14 protein-coding genes and 1 riboswitch are annotated in these 18,914 nt (G+C 75.4%); of the genes, 6 read left to right on the forward strand and 8 right to left on the reverse strand.

Annotated features, from left to right (window positions below; translation table 11 throughout):
• Positions 1–707, reverse strand: a 707-nt coding sequence (gene menD / locus EUS26_RS14960) for a 2-succinyl-5-enolpyruvyl-6-hydroxy-3-cyclohexene-1-carboxylic-acid synthase (RefSeq protein ID WP_130014635.1), incomplete at its 3' end; no start/stop codon positions are given.
• A 78-nt stretch (positions 708–785) separates the two neighbouring features.
• Here menD and EUS26_RS14965 point away from each other — a divergent pair.
• Genes EUS26_RS14965 through EUS26_RS14975 form a run of 3 tightly spaced genes read left to right on the forward strand, consistent with a single transcriptional unit; the run spans position 786 to position 6,698 of the window.
• The gene (locus EUS26_RS14965; protein ID WP_130014636.1) at positions 786–2,285 is read left to right on the forward strand and encodes a gluconokinase; all 1,500 of its coding nucleotides are present in this window, start codon (positions 786–788) and stop codon (positions 2,283–2,285) included.
• Positions 2,278–4,515, forward strand: a complete 2,238-nt coding sequence (locus EUS26_RS14970) for a helicase-associated domain-containing protein (protein WP_130014637.1) — start codon at positions 2,278–2,280, stop codon at positions 4,513–4,515. The genes EUS26_RS14965 and EUS26_RS14970 overlap by 8 nt, the downstream gene beginning before the upstream one ends.
• A complete protein-coding gene (locus EUS26_RS14975) occupies positions 4,512–6,698 on the forward strand; it encodes an acyltransferase family protein (RefSeq protein ID WP_165368645.1) in 2,187 nt (728 codons plus the stop codon). Before EUS26_RS14970 ends, EUS26_RS14975 begins: the two co-directional genes overlap by 4 nt.
• A gap of 18 nt (positions 6,699–6,716) precedes the next feature.
• On the opposite strand, the gene EUS26_RS14980 is transcribed toward EUS26_RS14975, so the two are convergent.
• Complete coding sequence (locus tag EUS26_RS14980; protein ID WP_130014639.1) at positions 6,717–8,699, reverse strand: M13 family metallopeptidase; 1,983 nt, start codon at positions 8,697–8,699, stop codon at positions 6,717–6,719.
• An 86-nt stretch (positions 8,700–8,785) separates the two neighbouring features.
• A complete protein-coding gene (locus EUS26_RS17160) occupies positions 8,786–9,250 on the reverse strand; it encodes an NUDIX hydrolase (protein WP_238149021.1) in 465 nt (154 codons plus the stop codon).
• A gap of 123 nt (positions 9,251–9,373) precedes the next feature.
• Here EUS26_RS17160 and EUS26_RS14990 point away from each other — a divergent pair, with 123 nt between their 5' ends.
• Positions 9,374–10,264 (forward strand): ABC transporter ATP-binding protein, encoded by an 891-nt coding sequence (locus EUS26_RS14990; RefSeq protein WP_130014640.1) that lies wholly within the window; start codon positions 9,374–9,376, stop codon positions 10,262–10,264.
• Complete coding sequence (locus tag EUS26_RS14995; RefSeq protein WP_130014641.1) at positions 10,261–11,856, forward strand: ABC transporter permease; 1,596 nt, start codon at positions 10,261–10,263, stop codon at positions 11,854–11,856. Before EUS26_RS14990 ends, EUS26_RS14995 begins: the two co-directional genes overlap by 4 nt.
• Before the next feature lie 193 nt (positions 11,857–12,049).
• Here EUS26_RS14995 and EUS26_RS15000 read toward each other — a convergent pair whose 3' ends face one another.
• The 5 genes from EUS26_RS15000 to ribD all read right to left on the reverse strand — a co-directional run bounded on the left by EUS26_RS15000 (position 12,050) and on the right by ribD (position 16,645).
• Complete coding sequence (locus EUS26_RS15000) at positions 12,050–12,988, reverse strand: hydroxymethylglutaryl-CoA lyase (protein WP_130014642.1); 939 nt, start codon at positions 12,986–12,988, stop codon at positions 12,050–12,052.
• A 180-nt stretch (positions 12,989–13,168) separates the two neighbouring features.
• Positions 13,169–13,630 carry a 6,7-dimethyl-8-ribityllumazine synthase gene (gene ribH / locus EUS26_RS15005; protein WP_130014643.1) on the reverse strand — a complete coding sequence of 154 codons (462 nt, stop codon included), beginning with the start codon at positions 13,628–13,630 and terminating at the stop codon, positions 13,169–13,171.
• Positions 13,627–14,949 (reverse strand): 3,4-dihydroxy-2-butanone-4-phosphate synthase, encoded by a 1,323-nt coding sequence (gene ribB / locus EUS26_RS15010; protein ID WP_130014644.1) that lies wholly within the window; start codon positions 14,947–14,949, stop codon positions 13,627–13,629. The genes ribH and ribB overlap by 4 nt, the downstream gene beginning before the upstream one ends.
• Positions 14,946–15,545, reverse strand: coding sequence for a riboflavin synthase (locus EUS26_RS15015; protein WP_130014645.1), 600 nt, complete (start codon positions 15,543–15,545; stop codon positions 14,946–14,948). Before EUS26_RS15015 ends, ribB begins: the two co-directional genes overlap by 4 nt.
• Complete coding sequence (gene ribD / locus EUS26_RS15020; RefSeq protein ID WP_130014646.1) at positions 15,545–16,645, reverse strand: bifunctional diaminohydroxyphosphoribosylaminopyrimidine deaminase/5-amino-6-(5-phosphoribosylamino)uracil reductase RibD; 1,101 nt, start codon at positions 16,643–16,645, stop codon at positions 15,545–15,547. The genes EUS26_RS15015 and ribD overlap by 1 nt, the downstream gene beginning before the upstream one ends.
• 114 nt (positions 16,646–16,759) lie before the next feature.
• Positions 16,760–16,890, reverse strand: a riboswitch (FMN riboswitch).
• Between the two features lie 198 nt (positions 16,891–17,088).
• Here ribD and EUS26_RS15025 point away from each other — a divergent pair.
• A complete protein-coding gene (locus EUS26_RS15025; protein ID WP_130014647.1) occupies positions 17,089–18,759 on the forward strand; it encodes a DNA repair helicase XPB in 1,671 nt (556 codons plus the stop codon).
• The last annotated feature ends 155 nt before the right edge of the window (positions 18,760–18,914 follow it).

Consider the following 18,914-nt stretch of genomic DNA (forward strand, 5'->3'; position numbering starts at 1 on the left):
GGGTCGACCGGGGCCGCTCCCGGTGCCGCGGGCGGTGACACCGTCACCCAGGGGGCGCCGCCGGGCCGGCCGGTCAGCCCGTCGGCGCCGGGCTCGGCGTCGGCGTCGGCGTCGGCGTCGGCCGAACCACCACCGGCCCCGGCCGGCGCGAGCCCGGGCGCCAGCGGGTCCCGGAACGACACGTTGAGGTGCACCGGCCCCCGCCCGGGACCACCGGTGGACACCGCGGCGGCGAGCGCGCGGCATACCGTCGAGCGCCAGTGGGCGCCCGCGCCCGCGGTGACCGCCTCGGGTGCCGGCAGGTCGACCTCCCACCGCACCGCGCCGGCGAAGATGCCCGGCTGCACCGTCGTCTGGTTGGCCCCGGTGCCGCGCAGCTCGGCCGGACGGTCGGCGGAGAGCACGATGATGGGGACCCCGCTGTGGTGCGCCTCCAGGACCGCGGGGTGCAGGTTGGCGACCGCGGTCCCCGACGTCGTCACGACCGGGACGGGCGCGCCGCCGCCGCGCGCGAGCCCCAGCGCGAGGAAACCGGCGCTCCGCTCGTCGATGCGGACGTGCAGCCGCAACCGTCCCGTGCGGTCCGCCTCCTCCAGGGCGTAGGCGAGCGGCGCGGAGCGCGACCCCGGCGACAGCACCGCCTCCCGCACCCCTGCGCGTACCAGCTCGTCGACGAGGACGGTGGCCAGCGCGGTCGAGGGGTGCACGCCCCGATGGTCGCACGGAGGCCCGGGCGGGCCGACCGATGCCGGTGATCCGCGCCGTTCCGCCTAGAGTGAGGGCTCATGGCCTCGAACTTCGACATCGAGCTGAAGGACGCCGTCCCGCCGCTGGTCCTGGCGGTCGACGTCGGGTCCACCGCCAGCCGGGGCATGGTCTACGACGCGCAGGGTCGCCCGGTGGGCAAGCGGGCCAAGGTCTCGCACGCCTTCACCGTCGCCGCCGACGGCACCTCGGAGATCGACCCCGACCAGCTCGTCGACGAGGTCCGCACCATCATCGACGACCTGCTCGGCGCGCTCGGCGACGAGCAGGTGGCCGGTGTCGCGATCGACACCTTCGCCTCCTCCCTGGTCGTCGTGGACGCGGACGGGGCGCCGCTCACCCCGTGCTTCACGTATGCCGACGGCCGCTGCGCGGACCAGGTGCGCGAGCTGCGCGAGGAGCTGTCCGAGGAGAACCTGCAGCAGCGCACCGGCACCCGGGTGCACTCCAGCTACTGGCCCGCGCGGCTGCGCTGGCTGGCCGCCGAGCGCCCCAAGGTGATGAAGAAGGCGGCCACCTTCCTCTCCCTCGGCGACTACCTGCTGCTCGCCCTGACGGGCACCACGGCCACCGGCACCTCGACGGCGTCGTGGACCGGCCTGGTGGACCGGCACACCGCGCAGTGGTACCCCGAGCTCGTCGAGATCTGCGGCATCGACACCGACCGGCTCCCCCCGATCCACCACCTGGACGAGCCGGTCGAGGTCGCCGACACCCACGTGGAGCGGATCGCCCAGGACTGGCCGGCGCTGGTCGGCGCCCGCTGGTACGCCCCCATCACCGACGGTCTCGCCGCCAACGTCGGCCTGGGCGCGCACGACGAGACGGCCATCGCCGCCTCGTGCGCGACCTCCGGCGCGCTGCGCGTGCTGGTCCGGGAGATGCCCGAGACGCTGCCGCCGGGGCTGTGGTGCTACCGCGTCTCCCACGACCGGGCCCTGCTCGGCGGCGCGCTCAACGACGTGGGCCGGGCCCTGGCCTGGGCCGACGTCACCCTCGCCGTGGACCAGGTCGGGCCGGAGGCGCTCTCCGGGGCGCTGACCGCTGAGCCGCACAGCACGACGCCGCTCGTGCTGCCGTTCTTCACCGGCGAGCGCAGCACCGGGTGGGCCTCGGACGCCCGGGCCGTCGTGACCGGGGTGACGGCGGCGTCCGCCCCCGCGGAGGTCTACCGCGGGGTGGTCGAGGGGATCGCCCTGTCCTACGCCCGGATCGCCAGCCAGCTGCGCGAGGTCGCCCCGCAGCCGGAGAAGCTCTACGCCGGCGGCTCGGTCGCCTCGGACCGCCCCGAGCTCATGCAGATCATGGCCGACGCGATGCGCACCCCGGTGACGCCGGTGACGATCAAGCGCTCGACGCTGCACGGCACGGCGCTGCTCGCCCTGGAGAGCCTGGCCCCGGACGTGCGCCGGGCCCGGCCCGTGCGCGGTGCGACGCTGACCCCCGACTACGCCCGTCGGCCCTACTACACCGACCGGTTCCGGCGGTTCCAGCAGGTCTACGAGGCCCTCTTTGACTGAGCCGCCCGTCCGCTCGCTCGCCGACGACCTGCGGGCCCGGACCGACGAGGAGCTGACCCGGCTGCTGCAGGCCCGGCCCGACCTGGCGCGTCCGGCGCCGGCCGACGTCACCGCCCTCACCGGGCGCGCCACCACCCGCGCCAGCGTGCAGCGGGCGCTGGAAGCCCTGGACCTGGCGCACCTGCAGGCGCTGGAGGCGATGATCGTGGCGGCCCCCGCGTCGACGGCCGCCGTCGCCGACCTGCTCGGCACCGACGAGGAGCGGGCCGCGGCGCTGGTCGCCGAGCTGCACGGGCTGGCCCTGTGCTGGCGCTCCCCGGAGGGTATGCGGCCGGCGCGGGCCGTGGGGGACGTCGTCGGGGTGCCCGGGGGGCTGGGCCCGGTGGGGTCCGGGGTGCCGACGGGGGCAGAGCTGGAGGCCGCGCTCAGCGGGCTGCAGCCCCGCCACCGCAGCCTGCTCGAGGCCCTGACCTGGGGCCCGGCCCGCGGGGCGGTGGCGGCGGTGCCCGAGCAGGGCGAGGCCTCGCCGGTGTCGGTCGCCGCGCAGGAGCTCGTCGAGGCCGGTCTGCTCGAGCGGGAGGACGACGCGCACGTGCTGCTCCCCCGCCAGGTGGCGCTGGCGCTGCGGGGCGGCCGGCTGCACCGGCACCCGGCGGTCGACCCCCCGGCCGTGGAGCACACCACGCTGGACCAGGAGGTCGTGGACGCCGCGTCCGGCGGTAGGGCGGCCGAGCTCCTCGTGCTCGTCACCGAGGTCGTCGAGGAGTGGGGGGCCCGCCCGCCGCGGGTGCTGCGCTCGGGGGGTCTGGCGGTGCGCGACCTCACCCGGCTGGCCGCCCACCTCGAGACCGGCACCGACGAGGTCGCCTGGCTGCTGGAGACGTCGCACGCCGCCGGGCTGCTCGCCGTCGACGACGGCCGGCAGCAGACCCGGGAGGAGGGCTTCGCCGTCTGGGCGCCGACCGCGCTCGCCGACGACTGGCTGACCGACGACGCCGGGGCCCGGTGGGCCACCCTGGCCGAGGCGTGGTGGACCACCTCCGCCGCGCCCAGCCTCGTCGGGACCACCGAGGGAGGGCGCGTCAACGCGCTGTCGACCGCCACGTCATACCCCCTGGCGCGGCAGCGCCGACACGACACCCTGCGCGCCCTGGCGAGCCTGCCGCCCGGCGCGGTCGGCGGGCAGGAGCCGCTGACCGAGCTGCTGCGGTGGCGGCACCCGCTGCGCTCGGCCCGGTCCACCGGTGACCACGGCGTCGGGCCCGCCACCGTGCTGCGCGAGGCCGAGTGGGCGGGCGTCACCGGCCGCGGCGCCCTGTCGACGCCCGGCCGCGCGGTCGTCGCCGGGGACCCGGCCGCCGCCCTCATGGAGCCGCTGGTGCCGCCCGCGGTGGACCACGTGCTGCTGCAGGCCGACCTCACCGCGATCGCGCCGGGGCGCCTCGACGGCCCGGCGCGCACCCTGCTGCGGCTGGTGAGCGATGTCGAGTCCCGCGGCGGGGCGACGGTGCACCGCTTCGGCGAGCAGAGCGTGCGCCGAGCCCTCGACCTGGGCTGGACCGCCGACCGGGTGCTGGAGGAGCTGGCCGCGGTGTCGCGGACGGGCGTGCCCCAGCCGCTGGACTACCTCGTGCGCGACGTCGCCCGGCGCCACGGGGTGGCCCGGGTGGGGGCGTGCGCGGCCTACCTCCGCTGCGACGACGCGGCGCTGCTGGACCGCATCGAGCACGACCGCGCGCTGGGGATGCTGCAGTGGCGGCGGGTCGCGCCGACCGTGCTCGTCTCCCCCGTCGCCGCGCCGACCGTGATGGACCTGCTGCGCGAGGAGCAGTACGGCCCGGTCGCGGACGGCGCCGACGGCGGCCTCGCGCTGTCGGCGCAGCGGCACCGCGCCCCGCGCACCACGGCGCCGGCGGTGCGGGTCAGCGGGGTCGACGAGACGGTCGCGCGGCAGGTCGTCGGGGTGATGCGGCGCGGCGACGCGAGCGCCGAGGGCGGCGCGGGCGACGGCAGCACCGACCCCGTCGTCGTCAGCGCCACGGTGCGCGAGGCCGCCGTCGACGGCCAGGCGCTGTGGATCGGGTATGCCGACGACGCCGGCGGCGTCGCCACCCACCTGGTGCGGCCGTTGGCGGTCGAGGGCGGCCGGGTCCGCGCGAGCGTGGGCGACGCCGACGTCACCCGCACCTTCCTGCTGCACCGGATCACGAGGGTGAGCCCGGCGCAGTGAGCCCCAGCCGCACCGCCGACCGGACGGGCCGCCCCCGCGCCGAGGACGGCGCGACCCGCGCGTCCGCGGACCGGGCACCGGACGGCTCCGGGTCGCAGGCGCGCGACGGTGGCGCCGGGACGGGCCACCAGGGCGTCGGCCCGGCCGACCACCCGTCCCTGGCGGCGCGGCACCGCCCCGAGCTGCACGGGCTGCGCGGCCTGGCCATCGCGCTGGTCGTGCTCTTCCACGTCTTCGGCGACGGCCGGGTCTCCGGCGGCATCGACGTCTTCCTCGCCATCTCCGGCTTCCTCTTCACCGGCATGCTGGCCCGCGAGGCGGTGCGCACCGGCGGCCGGGTCGACCTCGGCCGCTACCTCGGGCGGATCGCCCGGCGGCTGCTGCCCGCGGCCGTGCTCGTGCTCGCGGCGACGTGGGTCGCCGGCCGGCTCCTGCTCCCGGAGACCCGCTGGGTGCAGCTGGGCCGGGAGGTGCGCGCAAGCCTGACCTACACCGAGAACTGGGAGCTCATCGCCTCCCAGCTCGGCTACGGCGCGGCCGGCGCCTCGACGAGCCCGCTGCAGCACTTCTGGTCGATGTCGGTGCAGGGGCAGTTCTACCTCCTGTGGCCGGTGGTCGTGGTGCTCGCCGTCCTCGGCGCGCGGGCGGTGCGGGGCGGGGTCCGGTGGGTGCTGCTGGGGGCCGTCGGCGCGGTCGCCGTGGCGTCCTTCGGGTATGCCGCGTGGCTGCACCACGCGGACCAGCAGGTGGCCTACCTGCACACCGGCGCCCGCCTGTGGGAGCCGGCGCTGGGCGGGGTGGTGGCGCTGCTGGCGCTCGACGCCCGGCTGCCGCGCGCCCTGCGGCTGCTGCTGGGCTGGGCCGGGGTCGGCCTGGTCGCCAGCTCGGGACTGGTCCTCGACGGCGGGGCGCTCTTCCCGGGCCCGTGGGCGCTGTGGCCGGTGGGCGGCTTCGCCCTCGTCATGGCGGCGGGGACCACGGGCAGCCGGTGGGGGGCCGACCACTGGCTGTCCGGGAGGCTGCTGGGCTGGGTCGGCGACATCGCCTACCCGCTCTTCCTGTGGCACTGGCCGATCGTCGTCTACACCCTCGTGGTCACCGGCCAGGAGCGCCTCGGCCTCGCCGGCGGGGCGCTGGTCATCGCCGCCTCGGTGCTGCTGGCGCAGCTGACGCACTCCCTCGTGGAGCGCCCGGTCACCGCCTCGCCGATGCGACGGCCGTGGCGCGTCGTCGCCGTCGGTGCCCTGGTGGTCGCGCTCGCAGCGGGCCTGGTGGGCACCTGGACGGCGGCCCTGGTGCGGGAACGGGAGGCCGCCCTGGCGCAGGCGGCCCAGGACTCCCCCGCCCACCCCGGTGCAGCGGCGCTCGACGAGCCCGGGTTCGGCAACACCGGTGCGACGCCCGTCCCCGCGCTGGCCGCGGCGCCGCAGGACAACGCCGACGTCTACGGCCAGGGGTGCATCCAGGGCTTCGAGGACACCGAGGCCGCCTCGGAGGTCCTGGTCTGCCCGGGCACCGCGCCGGGTGCCGAGCACACGGTGGTCGTCACCGGCGGGTCGCACGTCGTGCAGTTCGTGCCCGCCCTGGAGGTCGTGGCCGACCAGCAGGGCTGGGACCTCGTCGTGGCCAGCCGGTCCGGCTGCCACCTGACGACCAACACCGGTGCCTACCCCGAGCGGACCGACGCCGCCCCGACCGACAGCTGCGTGGCCTGGAACGACGGCTTCCTGGACGCCGTCGCCGAGCTCGACCCGGACGTGGTGGTGACCCTGGGGTCGACCACGCAGCCGGGGTCGGAGCAGGTCTCGCGCGGGTTCGTCGAGGTATGGCGCGAGCTGGGCGAGCGGGGGATCGACGTCGTGGGCCTGCGGGACACCGCCCGCATGCCGCAGGACGTCCCCGACTGCCTGGCCGAGCACCCCGGTGAGCCGCAGGCCTGCGCCATGCCGCGGGACGCCGGCTACCGCGACACCCCGCCCTACGTCGGCCGGGACGACCTGCCGACCAACGTGACCTTCGTCGACGTCGTCGACCAGATCTGCACGGCGACGACGTGCCCGGCCGTGGCCGGGGACGTCGTCGTCTACAGCGACCACAGCCACGTCACCGCGACCTACATGCGCAGCCTCGCGCCGGCCCTGGACGCGCAGCTGCGCGAGGCCGCGCCACAGCTGTACCGCTGAGCCGGTGCCGGGCGGCGGCTAGAAGATGCGCACCCGGTCCTCCGGCTCGAGCCAGAGCGCGTCGCCCTCCTGGGTGCCGAACGCCGTGTGGAACGCGTCGACGTTGCGCACCGTGTTGGCCCGCAGGTCGGCCGGGGCGTGCGGGTCGATCGAGAGCAGCCGGCGCGCCTCCTCCTCGCGGGCGACGGTGCGCCATACCGAGGCCCACCCGAGGAAGAAGCGCTGGTCACCGGTCCACCCGTCGACCTCGGGCGCGGCGCCGTCGGTGGCGATGGTGTAGGCCAGGTGGGCCAGCTCGAGCCCGCACAGGTCGCCGATGTTCTCACCGACGGTGAGCCCGCCGTTGACCGTCGCGGTCCCGCCCGGGATGTCCCGCGGGGAGAGGGTGTCGAACTGCTCGACGAGCCGACGGCTGCGGGCGTCGAAGGCCTCCCGGTCGGCCTCGGTCCACCACTCGGTGAGCGAGCCGTCACCGGCGTACCGGCTACCCTGGTCGTCGAAGCCGTGCCCGATCTCGTGGGCGATGACCGCCCCGATGCCGCCGTAGTTGGTGGCGTCGTCGGCGTCGACGTCGAAGAAGGGCGGCTGCAGGATGGCGGCCGGGAAGACGATCTCGTTGAGCATCGGGTGGTAGTACGCGTTGACCGTCTGCGGGGTCATGAGCCACTCGTCGTGGTCGATCGACCCGCCGACCTTGGCGAGCTCGCGGTCGGTCTCGAAGGCGGCGCCCCGACGCACGTTGCCGACCAGGTCGGCGGGGTCCAGCTCGTAGGCCGTGTAGTCGCGGAAGGTGGCCGGGTGGCCGATCTTGGGGCGGAAGCTCGCGAGCTTCTCCTCGGCGCGGGCACGGGTCTCCGGGCCCATCCACTCCAGCTCGCCGATGCGGCGGCGGAAGGCCTCGGTGACGTTGGCCACGAGCTCGCTCATCCGCTCGCGGGCGGCCGGCGGGAAGTGCGCCTCGACGTAGAGCTGCCCGGCGGCCTCGCCCAGCAGCGCCTCGACGAGGCCCACACCGCGCTTCCACCGCTCCTTGTTGGCGGGGGTGCCGGAGAGGGCGCGACCGTGGAAGTCGAAGTGCGCGGCCACCATGTCCTCGGTGAGGTAGGGCGCCAGCGAGTCGAGCAGCCGCACCACGAGCCACGCCTGCCAGTCGGCCAGGGGCGCCTGCGCCAGCGCCTCGCCCAGCGCGGCGAGGACGTCGGGCTGCCGCGCGACCAGGGCGTTCAGCGAGCCCTCCGGCGCGCCGAGACCCTCGGCGAAGGCGTCCCAGTCCATCCCCGGCGTCCGCTCGGCGAGCTCGGCGCGGGTGAGGCGGGTGTAGCTCTTCACCGCGTCCCGGGCGGCGACCCGGTCCCAGTGAGCCGCGGCCAGCCGCTCCTCCAGCGCGTAGACCCGGTCCACCGCGTCGTCCCCGAGGACCCCCTCCAGGCCGGCCTCGGCGAGGACCGGCGCGGCGAGCTCGAGCAGCCGGGTGAGGTAGCTGCGGTAGGCCTCGCGCACGGCCGCGTGCTCGTCGGCGGTGTAGTAGGCCTCGTCGGGCAGGCCGATGCCGCCCTGGTGGAGGTAGGCGATGTAGCTCTCCGGGGCGCCGGCGTCGGCGGTCACCCAGATGTGCGTGAGCCCGTCGACGCCCTCACGCTGCAGCCGGGCGGAGAGCCGCACGAAGCCGCTGACGTCCTCGACCCCGGCGATCTGCCGCAGCGGGTCGGTGAGCGGGGTCAGCCCGGTCCGCTCGACCTGCTCGGTGTCCATGAAGCTCGCGTAGAGCGCCCCCACCTTGCCGGCCGGCGTGTCCAGCGCGGGCTGCGTCTGCGCGGCCTGCTCGATGAGGTCGCGCACGGCGGTCTCGGCGTTCTCCCGCAGGATGTCGAAGGACCCGTAGCGGGAGCGGTCCTCGGGGATGGTGGCGGTGGCGAGCCACCCGCCGTTGACGTGGCCGAAGAGGTCGTCCTGCGGCCGCACGTCGGTGCTCATCTCTTCACGGTCGATGCCTGACTTCATGGCCTCACGGTATGTCGTGAGCCTGGGGTCGGCCCACCCACGACACTTGCCGCCGCGTCAAGAAGAGGTGCCCGGGCGGGTGTGCCTCACAGGACGTCGGCGAGCGAGTCCGGGACGAGGCGGGGCAGGTCGGTGCCGGTGAGCGGGCGCCATACCCCCAGGTCGGTGGGCGCGTCGAGCACCGGGTGCGGACCCGGCCCGAGCAACGCGTCGTCGAGGAAGCGCGCCTCGTGCAGCACGACCCACTCGTGCCCGGGGCGGCCGTTGAAGACGAAGATGTTCTCCAGGACCGCCACCCGCCCCCCGACCTCGATCTCGGTGGCGAACTCCTCGCGGAACTCGCGCCGCAACGCCTGCTGGGCGGTCTCCCCGAACTCGATGCCCCCGCCCGCGGGGCGGTGCAGGCTCTCGCCGCGCGCGGGGTCGAGGTACTCGGTGACGAAGATGGCCCCCGACGACGGGTGCCGGATCAGCGCGAGCGCGAGCACCCGGATGTGCGCAGGCGGGAGGTACTCGCTCGCGCTGGGACCGCCCTCGGTGACGATGTCCACGTCACCACTGTAGGACCGGTCGGCACGGTCGCGCCTCCCTCCGTGCAGGGGGTGCTCCTCCTGTCCGGACACCGGCTGCGCGATCCTCCCCACGGACCACGCTGCAGGAGTAGCGTCCGCACCATGAGCGCCATCGAGCTGCGGGAGGTGACCAAGCGGTTCGGGAGCACCACCGCCCTCGACGGGTTGACGATGGAGGTGGCGACCGGCGAGGTGCACGGCTTCCTCGGCCCGAACGGCTCCGGCAAGTCGACGACGATCCGGGTGCTGCTGGGGCTGCTGCGCGCCGACTCCGGCACCGCCCGGCTGCTGGGCGGCGACCCCTGGCAGGACGCGCCCACCCTGCACCGCCGCCTCGCCTACGTGCCCGGCGACGTCGCACTGTGGCCCAACCTCACCGGTGGCGAGGTCATCGACCTGCTGGGGCGGCTGCGTGGCGGCCTCGACCCGGCCCGGCGCTCCGCGCTGCTCGAGCGCTTCGACCTCGACCCGACCAAGAAGGGCACGACCTACTCCAAGGGCAACCGGCAGAAGGTCGCGCTCGTCGCGGCGCTGGCCTCCGACGTCGAGCTGCTGCTGCTCGACGAGCCGACCAGCGGGCTCGACCCGCTCATGGAGGCGCAGTTCCGCGCCGTCGTCGAGGACGAGCGGGGACGGGGCCGCACGGTGCTGCTGTCGAGCCACATCCTGTCCGAGGTCGAGCACCTCTGCGACCGCGTCTCGATCATCCGGTCCGGCCAGATCGTCGAGTCCGGCACCCTCGCCGAGCTGCGGCACCTCACCCGCACCCTCGTCGTGGCCGAGCTGGCGGTGCCGGTGCCGGAGGGCCTCGCCACGGCGCCGGGCGTGCACGACGCCGAGCTCGACGGCCACCGCCTCACCTGCCAGGTGGACGACACCGAGCTGGGCGCGGTGATGTCGCGGCTCTCCGCGCTGGGCATCCGCTCGATCACCTCGACGCCCCCGACCCTGGAGGAGCTCTTCCTGCGGCACTACGACGAGTCGGGCCGATGACCGGGCTGGGCACCCTGGTGCGGCTGGCGCTGCGGCGCAGCCGGTGGTTCTACCTGGCCTGGGTGCTCGCGCTCACCGTCGTCGTGCCGCTCACCGCGGCGGCCTACGAGCAGATCGTCGACCCCCGCAACGCCGACCTCCTCATCGCGACGATGGAGAACAACCCGACGATGCGCGCGATGCTCGGGCCGCCGGTCGACCTCACCACCGCCGGTGGCTTCACGGTATGGCGCGTCGGCACCTTCGTCGCCGCGATGGCCGGGATCATGGCGGTGCTCGGCGTGGTCCGGTCCACCCGCGCCGAGGAGGAGGACGGGCGCACCGAGCTGCTGCGCTCGGGCGCGACCGGTCGGCACGCGCCGCTGGCGGCCGGGGTGCTCGTCGCGCTCCTCGCCTGCGCCGCGCTGGGGCTCGCGGTGGCCGTGTCCATGACCCTGGTCGGGGAGCCGGTCGTCGGCTCCGTGGCCTTCGGTGCGGGGTTGGCGCTGGTCGGCGCCACCTTCGTCGGCGTCGGTGCGGTCGCCGCCCAGCTCACCGCCTCGGCGCGCACCGCGACGGCGCTGGGCCTGTGGACCCTGGCTGCGGCCTACACCCTGCGCGCGGTGGCCGACGGCTCGACCGACGAGGGGGTGCGCGAGCTGGCCTGGGCGTCGCCGGTGCAGTGGATGGCGCTGACCCGGCCGTATGCCGACGAGCGCTGGTGGGTGCTGCTGCTCCCGCTGCTGGCAGCGCTCGTCCTGGTGGCGCTGGCCGTGGTCCTGGAGCGGCGGCGGGACCACGGTGCGGGGTTGTGGGCGGCGCGGCGGGGCCGCGCCGAGGCTGCCGGGTCCCTGGCCAGCCCGGGTGCCCTGGCGGTGCGGCTGCAGCGGGGTCAGGTGATCGGGTGGACCGTGGGGTTGCTGCTCTTCGCGCTGGCCATGGGGTCGTTGTCGACGACCTTCGGCGACCTGCTCGAGCAGGTGCCCCAGCTCGGCGTGATGTTCGAGCGCATGGGGGCCGGCGCCGAGCAGCTGGTGGACGCGTTCTTCGTGGCGATGCTCTCGATCGTCGCGGTGCTCGTGGCGGTGGTGGCGGTGCAGCTGTTCTCCCGGCTCGCGGCCGAGGAGGAGCGCGGGCACGCCGAGCTGGTGCTCTCGACCGGCGCCACCCGCGGGCGGCTGCTCACGGCATACCTCGTCGTCGCGGCGCTGGTCCCGGTGCTGCTCCTCGTCGCGGTCGGGGCGGTCATGGCGCTCAACCAGGCGCGGACCAGCGGCTCCTGGGGCGTCGTCGGGGAGGTGGCCGGCGCAGGGGCAGCCCTGGCGCCGGGCGGGCTCGTGGTGCTCGGGATCGCCGTCCTCGCGCACGGGTGGGCGCCGAGGCTGGCGTGGGTGACCTGGGTGGTCGTCGGGTGGAGCCTCGTCATGGTGTGGGTCGGTGCCGCGCTCGACCTGCCGGAGTGGCTCACCGAGCTGACCCCGTGGGCGCCGCTGCCGCAGCTGCCGGTGGAGGACATGGACTGGCCCGTCGTCCTGGGGATGACCGGCCTGGCCGCCGCGCTGGTCGCCCTCGGGGCGGTCGGCTACCGCCGCCGCGACATCACCGGCACCTGACCTCCCCCACCCCACCGGGCGCCGCGCGTGGTTGCCCCCGCCCCACCGGGCGCCGCACATGGTTGCCCCCCGCCCCACCGGGCGCCGCACATGGTTGCCCCCGGACCCACCGGGCGCCGCGCATGGTTGCCCCCCGCCCCACCGGGCGCCGCACATGGTTGCCCTCCGCCCCACCGAGCGCCGCCGTGACGGCTCAGTCGCCAGCGAGCGCCTTGACGACCCGCGAGGGGGCGGGGCGGCCGAGCTGCTCGGCCATCCAGGTGCTGGTCGTGACGAGGGCGTCCAGGTCGGCGCCGTGCTCGATGCCGAGCCCGTCCAGCGCCCACACCAGGTCCTCGGTCGCGAGGTTGCCGGTGGCCGACTTCGCGTAGGGGCACCCACCGAGCCCCCCGGTCGAGGCGTCGACCACCCGCACGCCCCGTCGGACCGCGGCCATGGTGTTGGCGAGCGCCTGGCCGTAGGTGTCGTGGAAGTGGACGGCGACCTGCTCCATACCGATGCCGGCGTCGTCCAGGGCGTCGAGCAGCCGCAGCACGTGGCCGGTCGTCCCCACGCCGATGGTGTCGCCGATCGACAGCTGGTCGCAGCCCAGGTCCATGAGGCGGGAGCAGGCGTCCACCACCTGCTCGACCGGCACCGGCCCCTCCCACGGGTCGCCGAAGCACATCGAGACGTAGGCGCGCACCCAGGCGCCGGCGTCGAGGGAGCGCTTCACGACGGGCGCGAACATCTCGACCGACTCGGCCACCGAGCGGTTGAGGTTCTTCAGCGCGAAGGTCTCGGTCGCGCTGCCGAAGATCGCGACGGAGGTGACGCCCTGCTCCAGCGCGCGGTCCAGCCCGCGCTCGTTAGGCACCAGCACGGGTCGCTGTTGACCCAGCCCGTCCTCACCCAGCAGATCGAGCAGCTCCTCGGCGTCGCCCAGCTGGGGCACCCACCGCTGCGGGACGAAGCTGGTGAGCTCGACCGTAGTCAGCCCGGCGGCCAGCAGGCGCCGCACGAACTCGGCCTTGACCTGCGTGGACACGACGGACTTCTCGTTCTGCAGGCCGTCCCGCGGCCCGACCTCGTAGATCGTGACGCGCTCCGGCATCCCCGTCGTCGGCTCGGTCATCGGCAGCGTGCGCGTCATGTCGTCAGCCTGTCAGATGCCGCCAGGGCAGGCCGGCATCCGGACGACCCGTCGGATCGGCCCCGGCGTTCACGTGCGCGCCTGAGCCGATCGGTAGGGGCGTGTCGTCGGCCCCGGCGTTCACGTGCGCGCCTGAGCCGGTCGGGCCGGGCGTGTCGGGTGCGGCCGTCGCCGCGTGTCTCAGCGCAGCGCGAGGGCGGTGGCCACGGCGGCGGTGGCCGCCTCGTGCCCCTTGTCCTCGCTCGAGCCGGGCAGGCCCGCGCGGTCCAGCGCCTGGGCCTCGTCGTCGCAGGTCAGGACACCGAAGCCGACCGGCACCCCGGTGTCCACGCTGACCTGGGTGAGCCCGGAGGTCGCGGCCTGGCACACGTAGTCGAAGTGCGGGGTCCCGCCCCGGACGACGACGCCGAGGGCGACGACCGCGTCATACCCGTCCCGGGCCAGGCGGGCGGCCGCGACGGGCAGCTCGAAGCTGCCCGGCACCCGCACCTCACGCACGTCCTCGACGCCGGCCTCGGCGAGCGCCCGTCGGGACCCGTCCAGCAGGCCGTCCATGACCGTGGTGTGCCACGAGGCGGCGACGACGGCGACCCGCAGGCCGCGCCCGTCGACGCTGATGGTGGGTGCTCCGTGGCCGCTCATGCTGTGCTCCTGCTCTCGTGGGTCGTGCGGGGCTCGTGACTCCGGGACACCGGTTCCTGGGACCCGTCGCCCAGGAACCGATGTCCAGAAGGACCGGTCGGGGGATGCGCCGCCTCGGCCGACAGGTGGGGCAGGTGCCCCAGCCGCTCGACCTTGGTGCGCAGGTATGCCGCGGCCTCGGCGGGCGCGGGACGCCCGGAGGGCACCGTCTCGGCGACGGTCAGCCCGTGGGCGGTGAGGGCCGCGACCTTGTCCGGGTTGTGGGTGAGCAGGCGCAGGGGGCGCCCGGCCAGGCCCAGGTCCTCGATGATCGCCGCGGCGGCCGTGTAGTCCCGCGCGTCGACCGGCAACCCCAGGGCCTCCTGCGCGGCGACCGTGTCGAGGCCCTCGTCCTGCACGGCATACGCGCGCAGCTTGTCGATGATGCCGACGCCCCGCCCCTCGTGGCCGCGCAGGTAGACGACCACGCCGCCCTCGCGGGCGACCCGGGCCAGGGCGTCCTGCAGCTGCGGCCCGCAGTCGCAGCGGCGCGACCCCAGCGCCTCGCCGGTCAGGCACTCCGAGTGCACGCGCACCAGCGGGCTCGGGCCCGGGTCGGGGCGGCCCAGCAGCGCCAGGTGCTCGGTCCCGGTGACGAGGTCGCGGTAGCCGTGGACGACCAGCTCGCCGTGCTCGGTGGGCAGGGTGGAGCTGGCCACCCGCTCCACCCGGTCGTGCCGCTGCCGGTAGGCCACCAGCTCGGCGATGGTGAGGACCGGCAGGTCGTGGTCGGCGGCCAGCGCGTGCACCTGCGGCCCGCGCAGCATCTCGCCCTCGTCGTCGACGAGCTCGCCGATGACGCCGACCGGCGCGAGGCCGGCCAGTCGGCACAGGTCGACGGTCGCCTCGGTGTGCCCGGGCCGGGTCAGCACGCCGCCGGCGCGGGCGCGCAGCGGGATGAGGTGACCGGGGCGCCGCAGGTCGGCCGGCCCGCTCTCGGGGTCGGCGAGCACCCGCGCGGTGCGGCACCGGTCGCCGGCGCTGATGCCGGTCGTGACGCCCTGGGCCGCGTCCACGGTGATGGTGTATGCCGTGCGCAGCTCGTCCTCGTTGTCGCGCACCATGACCGGCAGGTCGAGGCGGTTGGCGACCTCCGCGGGCATCGGCGCGCACAGGAAGCCCGAGCTGTGCCGCACCGCCCAGCCGGTCCACGCCGGGGTCAGGGTCTGCGCGGCGAGCACGACGTCGCCCTCGTTCTCCCGGTCCTCGTCGTCGAGCACCAGGACCGGGCGTCCCTCCCGCAGCGCCGCGAGGGCCAGCGGGACGTTCGCCGCGCTCACCGGGCCAGCTCCGGGTCGAGCAGGCGCTCGGCATACTTGGCCAGCACGTCGACCTCGACGTTGAGCGCGTCGCCGGGTCGCCGGCGGCCGAGCGTCGTGAGCTCCAGCGTGGTTGGGATGAGCGAGACCTCGAACCAGTCCGGCCCCACCGCCGACACGGTGAGCGACACCCCGTCGAGGGCGACCGAGCCCTTGTGGGCGACGTAGCGCGCGAGGTGCGGCGGCAGCGCCAGCCTCACCACCTCCCACTTCTCCCCCGGGGTGCGAGACAGCACGGTCGTCGTGCCGTCGACGTGGCCCTGCACGATGTGGCCACCGAGCCGGCCGGGGACGGGCAGCGAGCGCTCCAGGTTGACCGGGTCGCCCGGGGTGAGCGCGCCGAGCGTGGTGACCGCGAGGGTCTCGGCCATGACGTCGGCCTCGAACCCCTCGTCGGTGTGCCGGGTCACGGTCAGGCAGACGCCGTTGACGCTGATCGAGGCGCCGTGGGTGGCGTCGGCGACCACCTGTGGGCCGTGGATCTCGACGACGCTGGCGTCACGGCCGTCGGTCCGGGTGACGAGCGTGCCGAGCTCCTCGACGATGCCGGTGAACATCATTCCTCCTGGGCGGGGCGGGTGGGGCGCAGCCGCAGCTGCAGGTCGGGGCCGAGCCGGGTCACCTCGACCAGCTCGAGACGGGCGGCGTCGGCCATGGTGCCGATGCCGAGGTCGGGTATGGCGTGAGGGCCGGCGCCGAGCAGGGCGGGGGCGAGGTGGACCAGCAGCTCGTCGACCAGCCCGGCCCGCCAGAAGGCACCGCCGAGGGTCGGCCCACCCTCCAGCAGCACGCTGTGGACGCCCCGGGCGCGCACGTCGGCGAGCACCTCCGTCGGGTCGTGGGTCCGCAGGTGGACGACCTCGCCGGGGTGCGGTGTGTCGGCAGGGCTCGTGCGGTCGGCTGTCGGGGCGGCGCCCGCGAGGCCCCGGGAGAGCTGGGACCCTGCGGGCAGGTCGCGGGTGCCCACGACGACGCGCAGCGGCTGCTCGGGCAGCAGCGCCCCCGTGTCGTCCCGGGCGGTGAGAGAGGGGTCGTCCGCGAGGGCGGTGCCGGTGCCCACGAGCACGGCACCGACCTGCTCGCGCACGGCATGCGCGGCCCGGCGGGCCTGCGGCGAGGTGATCCACCGGCTGGTGCCGTCGGCGGCGGCCACCCGGCCGTCCAGGGTGCTGGCGATCTTCCAGGTCACGTGCGGGCGGCCCAGGCGCGCGGCGCGGGCCCAGTCGGCGACCAGGTCCTCGGCCCCGGGGTGCGGCTGCTGACGCACCTCCACCCCGCCGGCGGCGAGCACCTGCGCACCGCCACCCGCGGTGGTGACGTCCGGCACGGCATACACCACCGCGGCGACGCCCGCCTCGACCAGCGCAGCGGCGCACGGCGGGGTGCGGCCGTGGTGCGCGCAGGGCTCGAGGGTCACGACGGCGGTCGTCCCGCGGGCAGCCTGTCCGGCGGCGGCCAGGGCGGCGGTCTCGGCATGAGGAGTCCCGGCGCCCCCGTGCGCACCCTCGGCGACGACGGAGCCGTCGGGGGCGAGCAGGACGCACCCGACGCGGGGGTTCGGGTCGCGGGCGGGGCCCAGGCGGGCCAGGTCGACGCCACGGTCCAGGGCGCGTCGGAGGGCGGCGTCGGCGATCGTCGACTGCTGGGTGGCGGTCACCTCACGTCCTTCCCGGTCGGTGCCCGGGGGGCGTGAGGGAGGACGAGGTCGGGACGGGGCCGTCGCCGAGGTCGGGCCGACGGCCCGACGGGGTGGCGACGGGAGGACCCGTCGACCCGCGCTGCCTCCCTTCCGGACTTTCACCGTCGGTCCTGGAGTTCCACCAGGTCAACCGGCCGCTGGCTGCGGTCGGGTCGCGGACTGTCACCGCCGGCTCGGAGTTGCACCGACCCCGGAGCGCGTATGTCGTTCGCCACCAGTCTAGCCCCGCGCCCGGACTGCTCCCACCGAGCGCCGCAGATGGTGGCCACCGTCCCTACCGGGCGCCCTCTGTGGTGGCCACCGTCCCTACCGGGCGCCGCAGATGGTCATCACCGCCCGTCCGCGCCGTGCCGTCGGCGACGCGCGGAATGCGGGAGGGGCGGCATACCGTTGAGCGCACGATGAACGGCCCCCTGATCGTCCAGTCCGACAAGACCCTCCTCCTCGAGGTCGACCACGAGAGCGCCGAGGCGGCGCGGCGCGACATCGCGCCCTTCGCCGAGCTCGAGCGCGCTCCGGAGCACGTGCACACCTACCGGGTGACCCCTCTCGGCCTGTGGAACGCGCGCGCCGCTGGGCACGACGCCGAACAGGTCGTGCACTCCCTCATCGAGCACAGCCGCTACCCGGTGCCGCAGTCGCTGCTGGTGGACGTCGCCGAGACGATGGCGCGGTACGGCCGGCTGACGCTCACCAAGGAGACCGTGGCAGGCGAGGACGAGCCCGTCCTGCTCCTGCGGACCACCGACCGTGCCGTGCTGGCGGAGGTGCTGCGGCACAAGAAGATCCAGCCGCTCGTCGGCGACCGCGTCGACGACGACACGGTGCGGGTCCACGCCTCCGAGCGCGGCCACCTCAAGCAGGAGCTGCTCAAGGTCGGCTGGCCCGCCGAGGACCTCGCCGGCTACGTCGACGGCGAGGCGCACCCGATCGGGCTGGACCAGGCCGACTGGTCGCTGCGGCCCTACCAGCAGCAGGCCGTCGACGGCTTCTGGGACGGCGGCTCCGGCGTGGTCGTGCTGCCCTGCGGCGCGGGCAAGACGCTCGTCGGTGCCGGGGCCATGGCGCGCTCGTCGACGACCACCCTGATCCTCGTCACCAACACGGTGAGCGCCCGGCAGTGGCGCGAGGAGCTGCTGCGGCGGACGACGCTGACCGAGGACGAGATCGGCGAGTACTCCGGGTCCCGCAAGGAGATCCGCCCCGTCACCATCGCGACCTACCAGGTGCTGACGCTCAAGCGGAAGGGCGTCTACCCGCACCTCGACCTGCTGGACGCCCGTGACTGGGGCCTCATCCTCTACGACGAGGTGCACCTGCTGCCCGCGCCGATCTTCCGGATGACCGCCGACCTGCAGGCGCGGCGCCGGCTCGGCCTGACGGCCACGCTGGTGCGCGAGGACGGCCGGGAGTCCGACGTGTTCTCCCTCATCGGGCCCAAGCGCTTTGACGCGCCGTGGAAGGACATCGAGGCGCAGGGCTACATCGCTCCCGCCGACTGCGTCGAGGTCCGGGTCAGCCTGTCCGACTCCATGCGGATGGCGTATGCCGTCGCCGAGCCGGACGAGCGTTACCGCTTCGCCGCCTGCGCGCCCGCCAAGGACGCGGTGGTGCAGCAGCTGGTGGCGCGGCACGCGGGCCAGCCCACGCTGGTCATCGGGCAGTACCTCGACCAGCTCGAGCAGCTCGCCGGACGCCTGGACGCCCCGCTCATCACCGGGGAGACGACCGTGGCGCAGCGCCAGGAGCTGTTCCGGCAGTTCCGCGAGGGCGAGATCAGCCTGCTGGTCGTGAGCAAGGTCGCCAACTTCTCCATCGACCTGCCGGAGGCGAGCGTCGCGATCCAGGTGTCGGGCACGTTCGGGTCCCGGCAGGAGGAGGCGCAGCGGCTGGGCCGGGTGCTGCGGCCCAAGGGCGACGGCCGCACGGCGCACTTCTACACCCTGGTCGCGCGGGACACGGTGGACGCCGAGTTCGCCGCCCACCGCCAGCGCTTCCTCGCCGAGCAGGGCTACGCCTACCGCATCGTCGACGCCGACGACCTCGACGCCGCCACCCCGGACCCCGCCTGACCGCCCCCTCCCTCCCGCACCGGACGCGTCGCCAGCACGCACCGGACGCGTGGCCAGCACGCACCGGACGCGTGGCCAGCACGCACCGGACGCGTGGCCAGCACGCACCGGACGCGTGGTCGGCATACACCGAGCGCACGGTCGGGTCTCTGACG

The organism is Serinicoccus sediminis (genome assembly GCF_004153545.1).
In the GTDB taxonomy this organism is placed as follows: domain Bacteria; phylum Actinomycetota; class Actinomycetes; order Actinomycetales; family Dermatophilaceae; genus Ornithinicoccus; species Ornithinicoccus sediminis_A.